Origin of the sequence: Bacillus sp. SH7-1, from assembly GCF_008042405.1 — a bacterium.
GTDB classification, from domain to species: Bacteria; Bacillota; Bacilli; order Bacillales; family Bacillaceae_G; genus Bacillus_A; species Bacillus_A thuringiensis_N.
The window spans coordinates 22,487-37,731 of sequence record NZ_QNUD01000042.1; the positions used below are offsets into that span (position 1 = coordinate 22,487).

A 15,245-nucleotide genomic window follows, 5' to 3' on the forward strand; every position below is an offset into this window, starting at 1 on the left:
CCCCTACCTTACATTTTTTAGTGTCCCACACCATTATTTTACTATTTTTACTTTTTATACTGTATTGAGAAAAAATAAGGTAACGTTCACACATGTATCCATACAATGGAAAATTAACACTTGACTTTACGTGCGTTTTATATCAAAAAAGGATAGATTATAGCGAAATTCCCGCTACATCTATCCTCGTTTTCAACACTATGATTTTACCTTTATAAATGTAACTTCCGGTAATGTTTGCATATGCTGAATAAATTCATTCTTTTCTTCTGACGATATGTTTTTCAGTTGCATCCCTACCTTATAAACTGTTTCTATCCCTTGCTGTGAAGCTTCCACTTCATATGAAAGTATTGGAATGCCTTTCATATGAAGTGTTTCTAATATTTGTTGTACTGCTTCACGTTTATTTATACACATTTGCACCGTTATATTTTGTGGAAATAAAAATTGCACCTTAAAAATACGACTTACAATCTCTAAACCAATTAAAACGAGAATCGTCGCTCCAATTCCTACTACATACATACCAGCACCAATTGCTAATCCAATTCCTGCTGTGGCCCATAAACCAGCTGCTGTCGTTAATCCTTTCACCGCCTGCTTTTGAATAATAATTGTCCCTGCACCTAAAAAACCTACACCACTAACAACTTGTGCTGCAATACGGCTTGGATCAAGTGCCATATGTTCTTCATTCATAATATCTGAAAAAGCATATTTCGAAACGACCATTATTAATGCACTCCCTACCGCTACTAGGAAATGCGTCTTTAATCCCGCCTCTTTTGATCGAATTTCCCTTTCAATACCGATTATTGCCCCTAACAAACCCGCAACACCAATTCGTATAATGAAATCAAAATTTGCACTCACGAGTCCTTCCCCCTTTCATTCATTGTAGATAGATAAAACAAAAATTATCACATACATCCATTTATCGATATGAAGGGATACTACTAAAATACACTTAATACCTCGGCTATTTTATGTTAATATTTTAAATATTAACATAAAATGAATAACTTCTAATTTTAAACCTCTACTAATTTTCTTAAAAAACAAAGGTGGATTACATGAAATGAGGTTGAGAAAGTTTAGAAAACGCTTTCATTTTATTTCGTATTTTTTTACAAATACTATATAAATAAAGGAGCTTGCCAACAATGAACGTCTCTTTACTTACACCTACTACCGATTTACAAGAAGAATACTTAGATTTTTATAACGAATGGAAAGATAGCGGTGAATCAATGATTCCTTGGGTTATCTCAAAAGAGCCTTCTAACTTCGCTGCTATGGTACAAGAACTACACGATGCGCATAACGGAATAAACCTTCCCGAATCTTGGGTACCAGACTCTACATATTGGCTCGTTACAGATGAAAATAAAATTGTAGGAGCTGTAAATATACGTCATAGTTTAACCGAACATTTATTTAACGCTGGAGGCCATATCGGTTATGGCATTCGCCCTTCTGAAAGAAGAAAAGGTTATGCTACGAAGTTATTAGAATTATCGCTAGAAAAAACGAGGGAATTAAACATCAAGAAAGTACTTGTCGTTTGCGATGAAGTAAATACTGCTTCTGAAAAAACAATTTTACATAACGGCGGGGTTCGTGATGATGATTTCACTGAGGAAGATGGGAATGTAGTAAGAAGATTTTGGATTGAGCTATGAAGAAATCCTCCAATGAAAATAATCTTGTTATAGAGAAGTATAGTAGAAGTAATGAGATACAAGTAAAACAACTTATTGATTTATATAAGGAAGAATCGTACTCATTTCACTTATTACGAAATAATAAAACAAAATGTGCGTATGTTGCCTACTATAAAAAAGATGTAGTAGGCATCTTTTTTACCTGGGGCAGTAACTTCCATCCATACTGCACATACTTTCGAATATATACGCATCCTTTCTATTCAGAGCTACACATTGAAGAATTTTTATTAAACGCAATTCCAAAACTAGAAAACTTCAAACTACCATTACAAACCTCTATATGGGAAACGTCAGCTCATTTTAAAAATTATTATGAGCAAAATAATTTTATGGAAATCCGAAGAACATATATGCCGATATTAGACGTACGAAAAATAGTTTCTATCGATATAGTCCCTAATTCAAATTATCATTTACAAACTTTATCGAACATCGTATCCAATAATAATTCACTAGAAAAACTAGCCTACTTAGTAAAAAAAAATCATGAGCAAACACACTTAGCAAATCCCGTTGCCTCATTCCCGCTACAAACTTGGCAAGAGATGATTTTAGCTGATGACGTACTACTAGATGGGAGCTTTCTCATTATAGATGGAGAGCATCAAATTGTGGCATACTCCTTCCTCCATACATCAGAAAAGGATAATACGGTAGAACTAGGATGGTGCGGAACTCACACGATAGATGATTTATCCTTACTGAAACTGCTCGTTTTTGAACAATTTATGTATGCAAATAAACACGGCTATTCTTTCATTCAAGGTGAATTCGATTCAACTAGTATATATGCAATGGAAATATTAAAATCCTTTCCTTTTAACCCTTGTCCTACTTGGATTACGTATCAAAAAGAAGCTAGAAAGTGATAAAACACTTTCTAGCTTCTTTTATACTGCTTCTATTTCAAATTGGACTGTAATACCACTTGGGTCTACTACTGTAAACCCATTTATAGTTTCATTTATTTCATGCTGTTTTTCTATTAATCTTTCCTTCACTTCATCTAACGCTTCTTTATGCGGCAATACTATCGTATACACTTTTAATCCAGTTGCATGTGCCGGTGGGAACGGATTATTTACTCCGTTCCACGTATTTGCACCTATATGGTGATGATATCCTCCTGCAGAAATGAATAAGCAGTCATCTTCGCGTTGTTGCACTTCAAAACCTATTGTATCTACATAAAATTCATGTGACTCCTCTACATCAGCTATTCGTAAATGCACGTGTCCAACGACCGTATTAGCAGGTAATCCATCAAACTCATAATCAACAAGCGTTGCTAGGTCTTTTAAATCAAGCGGGGTACTTCCTCCTGGCCCTTCTCCCCATTGATCGCGCGGACGATCCGCATAAATTTCAATACCATTTCCCTCTAAGTCTTGTAAATAAAACGCTTCGCTATACGTATGATCGCTTGCGCTATTAAACCTCGAAATTGGTAAAATTTCATTTGAATATGTATAACGTCCCTCTTGCTCAGCCGGACTATCAATTACATTCTTATTACGAATCACACCAAATAATGCCGAAGCAAATGCCTCACGAGTCGGAACTAAAAAGGCTATATGATATATACCAGTCGTACGCGGCTCTTGCAGTACCCCGTCCTCTAACTTTTCAAGAACAAGTAATGTATTCTTTCCACCTTTTCCAGATAAATATGCTTTATTCCCCTCTTGCTTAATTACTTCTAAGCCTACAACATTCTCATAAAAGGCAATTTGACGTTCTAAATCTTTCACTTTAAATTCCACATGACCAATACGTGTTTTTGAATGAATTTGTACCATAAATAACTTCCTCTCCAGCTCTCTTTTATTTTTATATAAGTTGATGGACAATAGCCACATTCAACGAACATAACTTAATTTTGTTTTTTCGTAGCATCAACTTTCAGCCATTTTTTTGATATTTCGCTTAATGTCCCATCTTGTTCTAATTCTTTTAACGCTTTATTTATATCTTCTAACTTTTCACTATTTTTTGCAAATGGAAATGCAATCTCTCCCCATTTAAGTGGACCAAATCCTACTTTCACATTATCTAAGTCCGCTTTTTTAATTGTTGTTTCTACTTGCACTTTATCATTATAGTAAGCATCTACACGGCCAAGTCCTACTTCATTCAATTCCGCTGTTGGATCCTCTGAGAACGTTTTAATTGTAAAAGCATTATTTTTATTTAAAGCTTTTAATTCTTGTTCCCCAGCTGTACCAAGCCCCACACCTACAGTCTTTCCTTTTAGATCTTCTAACGATTTAATTGTATTATTATCTTTCTTCACCGCGAAAACAGATCCTGAATATACATATGGAACTGAAAAGTCATATTTCTTTTTTCTTTCCGGAGAGACCGATAATTCATTTGCAATCGTATCAATACGACCTGAGTCTAATAAACCGAATAATCCTTCAAAATCAGAAACGTTCCATTCAACTTTATACCCAGCTTTTTTAGCAGCCGCTTCAATAATTTCAGCATCAAAACCTCTTACTTTCTCACCCTCTTTAAAAATAAATGGACTACGACCTGCAGACGTCCCGACTTTCACTACTTTTTCATCTGTTTTTTTGCTCGCTGTATCTGAACCACAAGCAGATAAAAGCCCAACCGATACTGTTAATGCCAATGTTAGTAATAATGATGAGTTCCTCATAATTTTTCCTCCTAAATAACGAAATGATTGCCTTCTTCTGAAGCATTCAATTGTCGTAAAAACTTTTTCGTACGCTCATTTTGTGGATTGCGAAAAATTTCTTCTGCCGTTCCCTGCTCTACAATAATGCCATCAGCCATAAATATAATACGGTCCGCTACTTCTTTTGCGAAATTCATTTCATGTGTGACAATAACCATTGTTATATGCTGCCTTGCCAAATCCTTAATGACTTGCAATACCTCGTTCACTAATTCTGGATCAAGTGCAGAAGTCGGTTCATCAAACAATAATACAGCGGGATTTAAAGCCATTGCCCTAGCAATACCTATTCTTTGTTGTTGCCCACCTGATAACATCGTTGGGTAGAAATTTTCTTTTTCAGCTAAACCTACTTGTTTTAATATTTCTCTTGCTATTCTTTTTGCTTCTTCTTCACTTTTTTTCTGTACAACTGTTAATGGCGTTGTAATATTTTGCAATGCTGTTTTATTTTTAAATAAATTATAGTTTTGAAAAACCATTGCTGTTTTTTGGCGTAATTTTATTATTTCCTTTTTATAAAGCTTCTTCGCATGAATCTCTAAATCTTCAATTCTAATACTTCCATCCTCTGGTTGTTCTAATAAATTTAAACATCTTAATAGTGTCGATTTACCTGAACCAGAAGGTCCAATAATGACTACCACTTCTCCTTTATTTACAGTAAGTGAGATTCCTTTTAGTACTTCATTTCTTTCGTAAGATTTATACAAATTACTTATCTCAATCACACATATCACCTCATCCCTGTTACAAATACGGTGCATCGAGTTTCTTTTCTAACTTTTTCTGTCCCCAGCTAATTACAATTGTAATAATCCAATATACAATCGCTACCGCTAAGTAACTTTCCATATAACGATACGATTGTGCCGCTAACATTTTCGCCTGCGCTAAAATTTCAGCCACCCCAACTGCAAAAGATAAAGAAGATTCTTTTAACAATCCGACAAAATTATTTCCAAGTGACGGTACTGCAACACGAATAGCTTGTGGAAAGATAATCTGTCGCATCGCTTGCGCTTTTGTCATTCCAACTGATAAACAAGCATCCATTTGTCCTGATTCCACAGCATTTAATGAGCCTCTAATAATCTCTGACAAATAAGCAGCATTATTTAAACTGAGACCAATTAAAGTTGCTTGCATCGCTGTAAGTACTGTAAAGGTTGGAAATATTTGCGGCAATCCGAAATACAACACAAACAATTGAACTAATAAAGGTGTTCCTCTAAAGAAAGATATATATACTCTTGCAATAGAATATAAAAATTTTGTTTTGTTTTTCGTTATGATTGCCAAGCAAATCCCTATAACAAAAGAAATAATCATTGAAACTACAGTAATTCCTAAAGTTATGTATACATACTTAAATAATTGCGGAAAACTTTCTAAAAAATACGTTACATCAAACTTCACTCTATCCCCCCTCTCTAAATAAAAAACTCTTCTTACACATATAAGAAGAGTTGAATGTTAATCCATTTCCCCTCATCTTCCAAACGCTTCATACGTTTGCTGGAATTAGCACAGTACTTGTGTAGCCTGTTGCTGAGATTTCATCGGGCCAGTCCCTCCATCTCTCTTGATAAGAAAACCAATAAATTTTTCCATTTATTTCGTTGTTATTATGAAGAATACAGTTAATTATATATAATGTCAATAGGAAAACTAAGAATTAAATTCAATACTTTTCCAAATATCTTGGTCCTTACATTCACCGAGTCTTGAAGCGTATCATTAATACTCAATAAACTGCACAGAAAAAGCCATGCTTTCTATTGTTAATAGAAAGCATGGCTTTTTTATAGATTATTATTCTTATCGCATTTTATGTACTTCAGCAACTAACTTTCCGCCCTGGATGCCCATATAAAGTTTCACAGGTGCATCATTTGTGTTTTCAAACACTAAATCTAAGTATGGATACGCAATTGTAGCATCTCTTCCTTGTGGAACATAGCCTACTGTTTTAGAATGTGTCGTTCTCTCTACCATTTTTAAACCAGCTTGATCTGCTGCATTGTATAAAGTTGATGATGTTTGACAAACACCACCACCGTATCCATCTACTAATTTACCATCTACAATTTCTTTTCCTAATTGATATCCTTTATCTGGCGTTGTATCACCAATTAATGCATTGAAAGAGAAACGGTCTCCTTTTGCTAATACAACTCCATTTATGCTCGCTGCTGACAAACGAATATTCTCAATACGGCCACCTGTTGAGCCACCTAAATTCGTTTCATATCTACCAATTACCGTACCACTTCCTTGCGCATCACTTATTGTTGCAGTAGGCTTTTTCTCAACAATAGGTAATTGATATGAAGAATCCCACATACCAACGTTTAATAATTTATCTACTAACTCTTTTTCCATCAATTCATAAGCAGGTTTTCCTTCTTGCCAACTCCCATCAGATGCTAAACGTGAAGGAACCATCTTTTTGTCAACGCTTTTCCCAACCTCGCTAGCAACCTTTGTTACCGATTTTTTAAATTTTACTTCGTCTTCAAAATAACCTAGACTCGATAAATCTAGCTTTTTCACTTCCGTACCTGTACGACCATCTACTAAACTAATAGAATCCTGTACTTCTGCTTTAGCCTCTACCGTGTGGCCACCAATATCACTTACTAATGCAACATCACTTACTTTTGTACCACAGCCACTCACTACAGCTACACATAACACCCCAACTAATATACCCTTTACTTTACGGAACAATATACTCTCCCCTTTTTCCCAATATTACTTTTATGTATTATTTCATTTTTATGTATGTTTTGTTACAATCATTTTACAATATATTTATAAATTGTTACAAGTTATTTTTTACTCTATATAAATTACCCTTTTCTTTTCCGAATGTCTATACATATTTGCATAAAAGTTTGAGTTTGATAGAATTGTAACCTTTATGTAACCCCATTCTTTTATCCAGTATATACCATAAAACAAAAGAAATACAAATGTAAAAACTCCATATTCTTATTTATAAAGAAACTTCTCTTGAACATAAATAGGTATTTGCCGTGCCATCGCTCCGCTTTTGCACATACATTATGGTGAATTTAACCTATTTTAAAGAAATGGAGGATGTTTTTATGTACCCCTACAATCCATACGATCCATATAACCAAAATGGTTATCAGCCTCAATATGATTTACAAGCACAATACCAACAATATATAGATCCAGCAGAACAAGTTAATCTATATGATCAAAATCGACAATTCCAACTTCCAATCTCTTTTCCTGGTACTGGAAACCGTCAACTAGAAAGACGAGTAAATGAGCTTGAGCAAAGAGTACGTCAATTAGAAAACACGGTTGAGCGTCATACACGTAGATTAAACCGCTTAAACCAACGTTTACGTACAATAGAAAACAGGCTAAACATTCCATTTTCAGCATTAGAAGACGGATTTTAATTTCGAAAATAAAAAATATATGAAGGAAGGGGCTCCCCCTTCCTTATATAAATTGACGAAAGTTTTTTCCATCTCTATACTGGTAAGAGTTAACGAAATGAAACAAGGTGATAAATATGGATTTTGAAATAAATTATCTTTCCTTTTATGTTGTACAAGTAGAAGGAAAAGGTGAAGCTGTTGATAAACGCTACAAACATTTTCAAACATTAGACGCTGAAGAGTATGAAGATAGCTCCTTAAAAGAATTTTTGAATGGAGAATTATTAAAAATTTCAAAGCGAAAAGTAGAACGTCATGCGAAAACAGAACAAGCTCCGACAAAAATCGGTCGCTTCATTGTAGAAGAAGGGCACGAACTTGATTCAAACCCTCATTACAACCTATTTAATCGCATTCGCTTTGCAGATACGAAGGAAAACTTCAAAGATATGAGCGAACCTCTCGTTTATACATATCTTGACACAAGTGCTGTACGCGGTGGTGTATTTTTAATTGCGCAAGCAAAACTACGCAAATACTTTGATGATCCATTCGTTTTCGTTATGAAATGTGACTTCGAGCCGAAAGTCGCTTCCATTTCCGATGAATCTACACTGATTCGTAACGTTGAAATGGCCATCACAACAAAAAATATGAAATCTATCCAATATCCGTACATGCCCGAAGAAGGTATGGTCGAAGTGGGCGAGCTAAAGATTCACCAAGCATCACACGCCCGTTACTTTGAAGACTTCTTAAAATTCGTCGAATACGAACGCTCTATGCCTGAAATTATGAAAACACAAGTAATGGACATGGTATATGACCAAATTGAAGATGTATTTGAAGAAGGTACGGAAGAACGTGAACAATTCGACCAAGCGATGGAAGTATGGGCTGCCAGTCCAAAACGTGAAATTATGGAACAATTTTCAACCGAAGAAGTAATGGAAGCTACCGCTCAAATCGTCGAGCATGCTCCTGAAGTGGAATTAAAGCTAAAAGCAGATCATATCTCTGTGAAGGCCCTGCTTGCTGATTTCGGGGATCAAATACATATCGCAAAGGTAAATGATCGGTACGTATTAATGATTGAAGCCGATACACTTACGTTTGAGAAAGGCTTCTCTCCGATTGAGTTTCTGAAGCCAGATGAATTGCAAGATGTGATTGAGCGGATTGAGAATAAGCAGCAGTATTCTTATGATCCGAACGGGATTGAATAAATCCTTCCATATAGCTGTTTTTACTGGGCGCTTTTAATAAGCGCTCTTTTATTTGGGACATAGTTTTCATTTATAGAAAAACCGATTCTTAGTAGAATCGGTTTTTCTGCTTTATAACAAAATATGATTATGTTTAAAAATTATTTTTAATCTAATATGACATTTGTTACAGAATCAAGTAGATTCCTGCCTTGTTGTACAAGCTTATTTCCATTAAAGATCTTTGCTTCAATATTTCTAGTTGACCAAGTCCTTCTAAAGTTTTTGGTGCGCTTCCTTTTAATCACTATGTATATTCTTAAAATGAAACTTTTACTTTATTATCTCAAATTTATTGTACTCATAAAAAGATAGTTGAAAACGATATACCGGATGCTCTCTCACCCAATCATAGGCTTCTTCTAAAATTTCCATTTTGTTTTGTAGGTCTTTAAGTTCACTACATTCGTCCTTTTTCTGTTTGCACAGGGGACAGAACCCGTTCACTATTTCGGCACTCGTCGCTCTAATAGTTCTATTTTCTAAATCAACTACTATTTGAAGAATAAGAGAATGCTCTTCCTTTGTAGTCACCGTCATTTCAGCAATCCCGGCCTCATTCCAAAAAACACCGTTTAATTCCATCTGTACGGTGACATCTTTAATATCCAAGTCTATCACTATCACACCTCCCTTGTACAAACTCTTATTTTACTCTTTATACGAACTTGAACAACAAATAAAAAAGTTAAACTTTCAGGTTTATAGCTTAAATGAAAGAGTTCGTCAATTAGAAAATACAGTTGAGCGACACACCCACCGGCTGAACCATTTAAATTAACGTTTACGTACTGTAGAAAACCGATTAAATATTCCATTTTCAGAAGATGAATATTAACTCGTAATTCGAACAATATAAACAATGCTATTACCACTATATTTCAAACTGGAAATTCAGTTTATCTTTCTCAAAAAACAAATAATATGTACCTTCGTACTAAAAACTATAAACTATTCCATTAACAACACAAGACAAGCTGTGAATTTTCCAACTAAACTTCAGTGACTTAATCCTGAAGTCTAGTTGTACATATGAATAAAATAGATTACACTGCTAACTTTCTTCTACTACTTTCTCCATCTCAGCCAAATACCTAATCTGTCTTTCCGCTTTTCTAACCGCCGTACGAAAATGCTTTTTCAGAAGTTCTACTGTAGATTCACTTATATAGTATCTTTCCGTTATACTTTCCCACGTGTCACTACTTTCAAATGTACTCCAAACGAAAGGACGCTCTGTATTTTTTCTCATTTCTTTAAATACCCATTTCCGCATCTTTTTTTTCGCTTTTTCTGTTAGTTTGCCGTTTTCTACAAGTTCAAGCTCACCATGTCTTTTATATCTTTTAGTAATATCTCTCTCGCTATATGCTTTAAGAAGTATGTTCGCTGTATTCTCAGCATCCGCTAAAGCTCGGTGTTGCTTCCCTTCCCACGTTAAACCAAGCTGTTCTACCGCAAATTGTAAACTTGGTGTATGTTCAAACAATTCTTCATACGCTTGAAAAACAAATTTTTGTAAATCCATTTTTCTTTCTTTGTCCATACATGGGCAATCTACACCATGTAACGTACAATCATGAGATAGAAATCGATAATCTTCTTTCCCCCATGTAACAAATATAGAATCTTCTCCGATAAACTGAATAAATTTCTCTATAATTTGCGGGAATTTCTCGACAGCAATTAAATCTTTCTTTGTAATTCCCGTTAATTTTGTCGTATGACGAGTAAGACGTGCTCCCGGTTTTACTAACTCCGAAAATTCTCCAATTACCTTCATTGTACTTGCTTCTATTTTTATAGCTCCGATATCAACTATCTCTGACGGATCTTCTGATTTATACGGCCTGAAATTTCTCTCTATATCAAACACAATAAAATGTGTAGCGTTTTCCAATTTATTTACCTCTTTCTAAATTCCTTTTCACACACATACTTTATTTTCAGTATTTATTTAATCATACACTTTATGCATGTAATACTTCGTCTAAAAAACGAAAATTCAATTTCATTATTAGATGTACATAGGAGGTTATTCAATAAAAATACAAAAAAAAAGAAGGGCAAGCCCTTCTTTTTTCCACAATTACTTCTTGTTAACGTTTGTAGCTTGAGGTCCACGGTTACCTTGTTCTACTTCGAAAGTAACTTCTTGACCTTCTTCTAAAGTTTTGAAACCTTCGCCTTGGATAGCTGAGAAATGAACGAATACGTCTTCTCCGCCTTCAACTTCGATGAATCCGAAACCTTTTTCTGAGTTAAACCATTTTACTTTACCGTTTTGCATTTAAAAAATCCTCCTACAATGTACCTATATGTACATATTCATTTTCAACCACTTTACAAAAATAAGTCAGACATTAAAAAAACTGCAACTCTGAGGAGATTTAACATTGCTATCCTCCTCGGAAGTTACAGCTCATTTAAATCTCTATATTATTAAAAGTAAAATGGTTTAAATATAATATATCATATCAATATAATAAAAGCAAAGTTTTTTTTGCTATACAACTTTTTTCTTCCACTGCATCGCTTTTGATTCACCTGATCCAGCTACAACATAGCCTTCTTTTTCGTTAACGATGCGCCAGCCATGCCCTTTAACTGAGTCGCATACTGTAACAATTCCTTCTTCTAAAAGCACACGACAAACAGTACTAATCCCCGCCTTATTTTGCGTTGACGTTGTATATAGCACATGTTGATCTACACTTAAGTCTAAATAGCTACTTGCTTTCTGCTCGCTTTGACATGTGTGCCAATATGTTTTTTCATTCTCAATACTTTCATCTATTTTACAAAAAGAGATATTCCCGCTAATCCCTTTGCATGATCCACTGGCTGCTACTAAATAAGAGTTGTGTAAAGTCAACGCTGAGATCATCTGATTCATCACGATTTTAATCCTCTTTAATTTACGTGTCTCCAAATTAAAGAGCCAAACACCACCATATTTAGCATGTATTTTCGTACCGATAAATAAGTAATGTTTATATAAAAACAACGATCGAATAGATGGTGCCCCGCCACCATATTCAAGAAATGGATGAATAGTTTCCCATGTCGAACCAAAATCATTAGAATGATACAACGTTTTATCTCCATGGGCAATGACAGTTCCTAGTACATTACTACATACATTCCAACTCGTTGCTTTTGTTGGAAAACGTTGAACCGTCCACGTCTCTCCACCATTCATACTACGAATAAAAATTCCTTCGTCACCTACACCATACACTACATTATCTTCGCTATGTAAATCCCTAATTCGTTTTTGAAAACCATTTAAAATTTGCTTCCATTCTCCGTCTTGTTCAATAAATAAACCATTATATGTAGTAGCTAACATAAGCTTTCCATCTCTTAACTTTGTAATAGCGGTCGCACTTAACATTGTCTCCACGTTGACACTCCCATTCTTAGAACTTCTCAGCAAATGCAATTGCAAAATTACTGCATTTTTCAACATCCTCTTCATCTTCTGGAGCTAGTTCGATTTTCAATCCTTCTTGTACAAGCTCTGCACCGCGTTCTACAAGGCGTTCTTCAAATATCGTTACCGCTTCACAAAACAGTTCATACGCCGTATCACCTGACCCGAATACCGCTACTTTCTTCCCTGATAAATCTATATTTTCTAAGTCATCATGAAAATCTTCCGCTTCAAATGGTAATTCACCATCGCCCCACGTATAAGATCCTAAAATGATTCCATCATAAGCTAATAATTCTTCAGCATCCATGCCTTCCATTTCTTGCAGTACTACTTCATGATCAAAGGCATCTAAACTAACTTTAATTAAATCAGCAATACTCTCTGTATTTCCTGACATACTTGCATAAGCTATTAAAATTTTCGCCACTTCGGCATCCCCCTCTTACAATAAATGATTCTCATTCTCATTATATTAATAATGAGAATCAATTTCAATTGTATTTTATTATTATTTCTGTTTACATCACAAAAAAGCACAGATGACTATACAATCATCTGTGCTTTTTTATTACTTTTTAAAAATACCAAATGGCTTTCCAACTGGTAAAACAACTTTTCCGAAGTGTGTATTTAACACTGCTGCTGCTGAACCATAGAAAGATAATAATGAAATAAGAAGTTCAGAATATGCTGCTAAATTATGCATTGCGTGTGGCATAACACCTAAAGTACTCAATGAAAGACCGATAAATAGGAAATCAATAAGGACGAAAATCATAAATAATACTTTATGTGTTTCCATTGCACCAATTGTCATAAAGATTGTGAAAATCAAATATCCGATAAAGGCTACACCAAGCTGTTTTGAATCTGCAGCTTGTGCTAATTTCTCGCCAAATACTCCAAGTTGAATTAACCAAGTCATTCCAACACCTAACCAAAATAGGCCGTACGCACCGAATGCTGTTGTACCGAATGTATTGTTATGCTTTGCATCGTGAATGCAAGCAAAGATTTGTGCAAATCCTCCTAAAAAGATCGCCCAAGGTAATACAAGTGAAACACCATCTGTTAAGCCTAACTTTTGAGATGATGCTACAAGTGTTACCATCGCTAATCCAAATAGACCAATTCCAGATGGATCTGCTGTTGTCATTTTCACATGATGTGTAGTAGTTTGATTGCTCATATAAACCTCCTGATTATAAACATACTCGAATACAATACTTAAATCAGAAGACTATGTCAATGGTTTTTTTTGTATGTTGTCAGACCTTATATTTTATAATGTTCTAATATACTTCCGACCACTTCACACGGTTTTATATTCACTTTTTCCAACTCTTGTATTGGTAACCACAACGGAATATAACTCCCTCTATCTTTCAGTTCGAACTCTTCAGCTTTACCACTTCCAAAAACTCCATCTATAATATGGGCATTAAAATAGTACTCCGTACCTTTAAACTCCACCTTTGCAATTAGATGTTCTATTTTTATATGTACCCCTAATTCTTCATAAATTTCTCGCTTTGTTGCTTCTTCAGGTGTTTCTCCTTCTTCAATTCCCCCGCCTGGAAAAACATAATATGTTTCATCTTCTCGAATACGTTTTATAAGAGCAATTTCCCCTTCCTGCACAATGATCGCCACGCCACGATTTCTTATCATTGTATTACCTCAATACCAATCGCAACCGTTCCCCACTTTTTTTCTTGTTCTTTCGTATATATTTTGTATGTACTTTCTAACATTTCCTCTAAACTATCATTTTCACAATCCAATAATTTTTTATCAATTTGTTCGTACATTGCTGTAAAGCTTTCGTATCGTTTTATTTCTGTTACCTTTACAGTCATCGTTGCTGCTGTCGTAAGGTTTGTAAATACAATATGATCGCCTTGTTTTATGAGTTGACGTTTTTTATCGTATAAACGTACTTCATATACTTTTTTTCCAGATTGAATTGATTGAAAAGGTTTATTATATAAACCCATTTCGTATCTCATACAGCCCACTCCTTTTTGTTCATTTCACCTATTAACACAGCTCACCTTGCTACACCTTGCATATAATATTCCATACGTATCGCTTAATTGAGAAAGGAGGCTGAAGAATCATGTTATATTTAAATCAAAAACCAGAATATAGTAAGTATGATATCGGTGATTATACTTATAGTAAAGTAGGGCCAACCATTTTTTCTTGGAACGATGAAACGAAATTAAAAATAGGTAAGTTTTGTTCATTAGGAGAAGAAGTCGTTTTCATACTTGGCGGTGAGCATCGTGCAGACTGGATAACGACTTACCCATTTAATGCACTTTTTGATGAAGGAGCACATATTACTGGTCACCCTACTTCAAAAGGTGATATCGTAGTCGGCAATGATGTATGGATAGGTTATCAATCCTGCATTTTATCTGGTGTTACAATTGGTAACGGGGCCATTATTGGCGCAAAGAGTGTTGTTACAAAGGACGTACCACCATATGCAATTGTGGCTGGTAATCCTGCAAAATTTATTCGATATCGTTTCCCGCAAGAAACAATTGACAAACTTGAGAATCTCGCATGGTGGGACTGGGACATTTCTGTTATAAAAGGAGCTATTCCATTACTACTTTCCGACAAAATCGACGAATTTTTCACCTCGCCCGAAAAAGAATCTACATGATTAAT

19 protein-coding genes, 1 pseudogene and 1 riboswitch are annotated in these 15,245 nt (G+C 34.9%); of the genes and pseudogenes, 6 read left to right on the plus strand and 14 right to left on the minus strand.

Translation table 11 applies throughout. The features are described 5' to 3' along the window. Window positions 1–198: 198 nt before the first annotated feature. Complete coding sequence (locus DN390_RS26305; RefSeq protein ID WP_147808878.1) at window positions 199–876, minus strand: MgtC/SapB family protein; 678 nt, start codon at window positions 874–876, stop codon at window positions 199–201. A 290-nt stretch (window positions 877–1,166) separates the two neighbouring features. Between DN390_RS26305 and DN390_RS26310 the strand changes: the two genes are divergently transcribed. Both DN390_RS26310 and DN390_RS26315 read left to right on the plus strand, forming a co-directional pair. Then, on the plus strand, window positions 1,167–1,685 hold the full coding sequence (locus DN390_RS26310; protein ID WP_147808879.1) for a GNAT family N-acetyltransferase: 519 nt from the start codon (window positions 1,167–1,169) through the stop codon (window positions 1,683–1,685). Beyond that, a complete protein-coding gene (locus DN390_RS26315; protein WP_147808880.1) occupies window positions 1,682–2,599 on the plus strand; it encodes a GNAT family acetyltransferase in 918 nt (305 codons plus the stop codon). The genes DN390_RS26310 and DN390_RS26315 overlap by 4 nt, the downstream gene beginning before the upstream one ends. A 21-nt stretch (window positions 2,600–2,620) precedes the next feature. Here DN390_RS26315 and DN390_RS26320 read toward each other — a convergent pair whose 3' ends face one another. From DN390_RS26320 to DN390_RS26340, 5 genes are all read right to left on the minus strand, one after another. Beyond that, window positions 2,621–3,529, minus strand: coding sequence for a VOC family protein (locus DN390_RS26320; RefSeq protein WP_147808881.1), 909 nt, complete (start codon window positions 3,527–3,529; stop codon window positions 2,621–2,623). Between the two features lie 74 nt (window positions 3,530–3,603). Continuing rightward, the gene (locus DN390_RS26325; protein WP_147808882.1) at window positions 3,604–4,395 is read right to left on the minus strand and encodes an amino acid ABC transporter substrate-binding protein; all 792 of its coding nucleotides are present in this window, start codon (window positions 4,393–4,395) and stop codon (window positions 3,604–3,606) included. An 11-nt stretch (window positions 4,396–4,406) separates the two neighbouring features. After that, window positions 4,407–5,168, minus strand: coding sequence for an amino acid ABC transporter ATP-binding protein (locus DN390_RS26330; RefSeq protein ID WP_179955784.1), 762 nt, complete (start codon window positions 5,166–5,168; stop codon window positions 4,407–4,409). Between the two features lie 19 nt (window positions 5,169–5,187). Continuing rightward, window positions 5,188–5,856: an amino acid ABC transporter permease gene (locus DN390_RS26335; RefSeq protein ID WP_147808884.1), complete on the minus strand. Its 669-nt coding sequence runs from the start codon at window positions 5,854–5,856 to the stop codon at window positions 5,188–5,190. A gap of 69 nt (window positions 5,857–5,925) precedes the next feature. Next, window positions 5,926–6,032, minus strand: a riboswitch (SAM riboswitch). A gap of 226 nt (window positions 6,033–6,258) precedes the next feature. Then, entirely contained in the window at window positions 6,259–7,170 is a 912-nt protein-coding gene (locus DN390_RS26340; RefSeq protein WP_147808885.1) for a VanW family protein, read from the minus strand. A gap of 338 nt (window positions 7,171–7,508) precedes the next feature. Between DN390_RS26340 and DN390_RS26345 the strand changes: the two genes are divergently transcribed. After that, a complete protein-coding gene (locus DN390_RS26345) occupies window positions 7,509–7,877 on the plus strand; it encodes a hypothetical protein (RefSeq protein ID WP_147808919.1) in 369 nt (122 codons plus the stop codon). Between the two features lie 116 nt (window positions 7,878–7,993). Then, entirely contained in the window at window positions 7,994–9,085 is a 1,092-nt protein-coding gene (locus DN390_RS26350) for a DUF3900 domain-containing protein (protein WP_147808886.1), read from the plus strand. Between the two features lie 312 nt (window positions 9,086–9,397). Here DN390_RS26350 and DN390_RS26355 read toward each other — a convergent pair whose 3' ends face one another. Next, window positions 9,398–9,745: a hypothetical protein gene (locus DN390_RS26355; protein ID WP_141541872.1), complete on the minus strand. Its 348-nt coding sequence runs from the start codon at window positions 9,743–9,745 to the stop codon at window positions 9,398–9,400. A gap of 88 nt (window positions 9,746–9,833) precedes the next feature. Here DN390_RS26355 and DN390_RS31710 point away from each other — a divergent pair. Then, a pseudogene (locus DN390_RS31710) lies at window positions 9,834–9,902 on the plus strand (hypothetical protein); the annotation flags it as partial. Window positions 9,903–10,178: 276 nt separating this feature from the next. Here DN390_RS31710 and DN390_RS26360 read toward each other — a convergent pair. From DN390_RS26360 to DN390_RS26390, 7 genes are all read right to left on the minus strand, one after another. Continuing rightward, complete coding sequence (locus DN390_RS26360) at window positions 10,179–11,024, minus strand: exonuclease (protein ID WP_147808887.1); 846 nt, start codon at window positions 11,022–11,024, stop codon at window positions 10,179–10,181. 189 nt (window positions 11,025–11,213) lie between these two features. Beyond that, window positions 11,214–11,414: a cold shock-like protein CspB gene (gene cspB / locus DN390_RS26365; protein WP_001179150.1), complete on the minus strand. Its 201-nt coding sequence runs from the start codon at window positions 11,412–11,414 to the stop codon at window positions 11,214–11,216. Window positions 11,415–11,630: 216 nt separating this feature from the next. After that, window positions 11,631–12,530: a WD40/YVTN/BNR-like repeat-containing protein gene (locus DN390_RS26370; protein WP_147808888.1), complete on the minus strand. Its 900-nt coding sequence runs from the start codon at window positions 12,528–12,530 to the stop codon at window positions 11,631–11,633. A gap of 16 nt (window positions 12,531–12,546) precedes the next feature. Further along, on the minus strand, window positions 12,547–12,990 hold the full coding sequence (locus DN390_RS26375) for a flavodoxin (protein ID WP_001062756.1): 444 nt from the start codon (window positions 12,988–12,990) through the stop codon (window positions 12,547–12,549). Window positions 12,991–13,131: 141 nt separating this feature from the next. Further along, window positions 13,132–13,752, minus strand: a complete 621-nt coding sequence (locus DN390_RS26380; RefSeq protein ID WP_000070938.1) for an acetate uptake transporter — start codon at window positions 13,750–13,752, stop codon at window positions 13,132–13,134. An 86-nt stretch (window positions 13,753–13,838) separates the two neighbouring features. Next, on the minus strand, window positions 13,839–14,234 hold the full coding sequence (locus tag DN390_RS26385) for an NUDIX hydrolase (RefSeq protein ID WP_147808889.1): 396 nt from the start codon (window positions 14,232–14,234) through the stop codon (window positions 13,839–13,841). After that, entirely contained in the window at window positions 14,231–14,572 is a 342-nt protein-coding gene (locus DN390_RS26390; protein WP_097951643.1) for an ASCH domain-containing protein, read from the minus strand. The genes DN390_RS26385 and DN390_RS26390 overlap by 4 nt, the downstream gene beginning before the upstream one ends. 110 nt (window positions 14,573–14,682) lie before the next feature. Here DN390_RS26390 and DN390_RS26395 point away from each other — a divergent pair, with 110 nt between their 5' ends. Further along, complete coding sequence (locus tag DN390_RS26395; RefSeq protein WP_147808890.1) at window positions 14,683–15,240, plus strand: CatB-related O-acetyltransferase; 558 nt, start codon at window positions 14,683–14,685, stop codon at window positions 15,238–15,240. Window positions 15,241–15,245 lie beyond the last annotated feature (5 nt).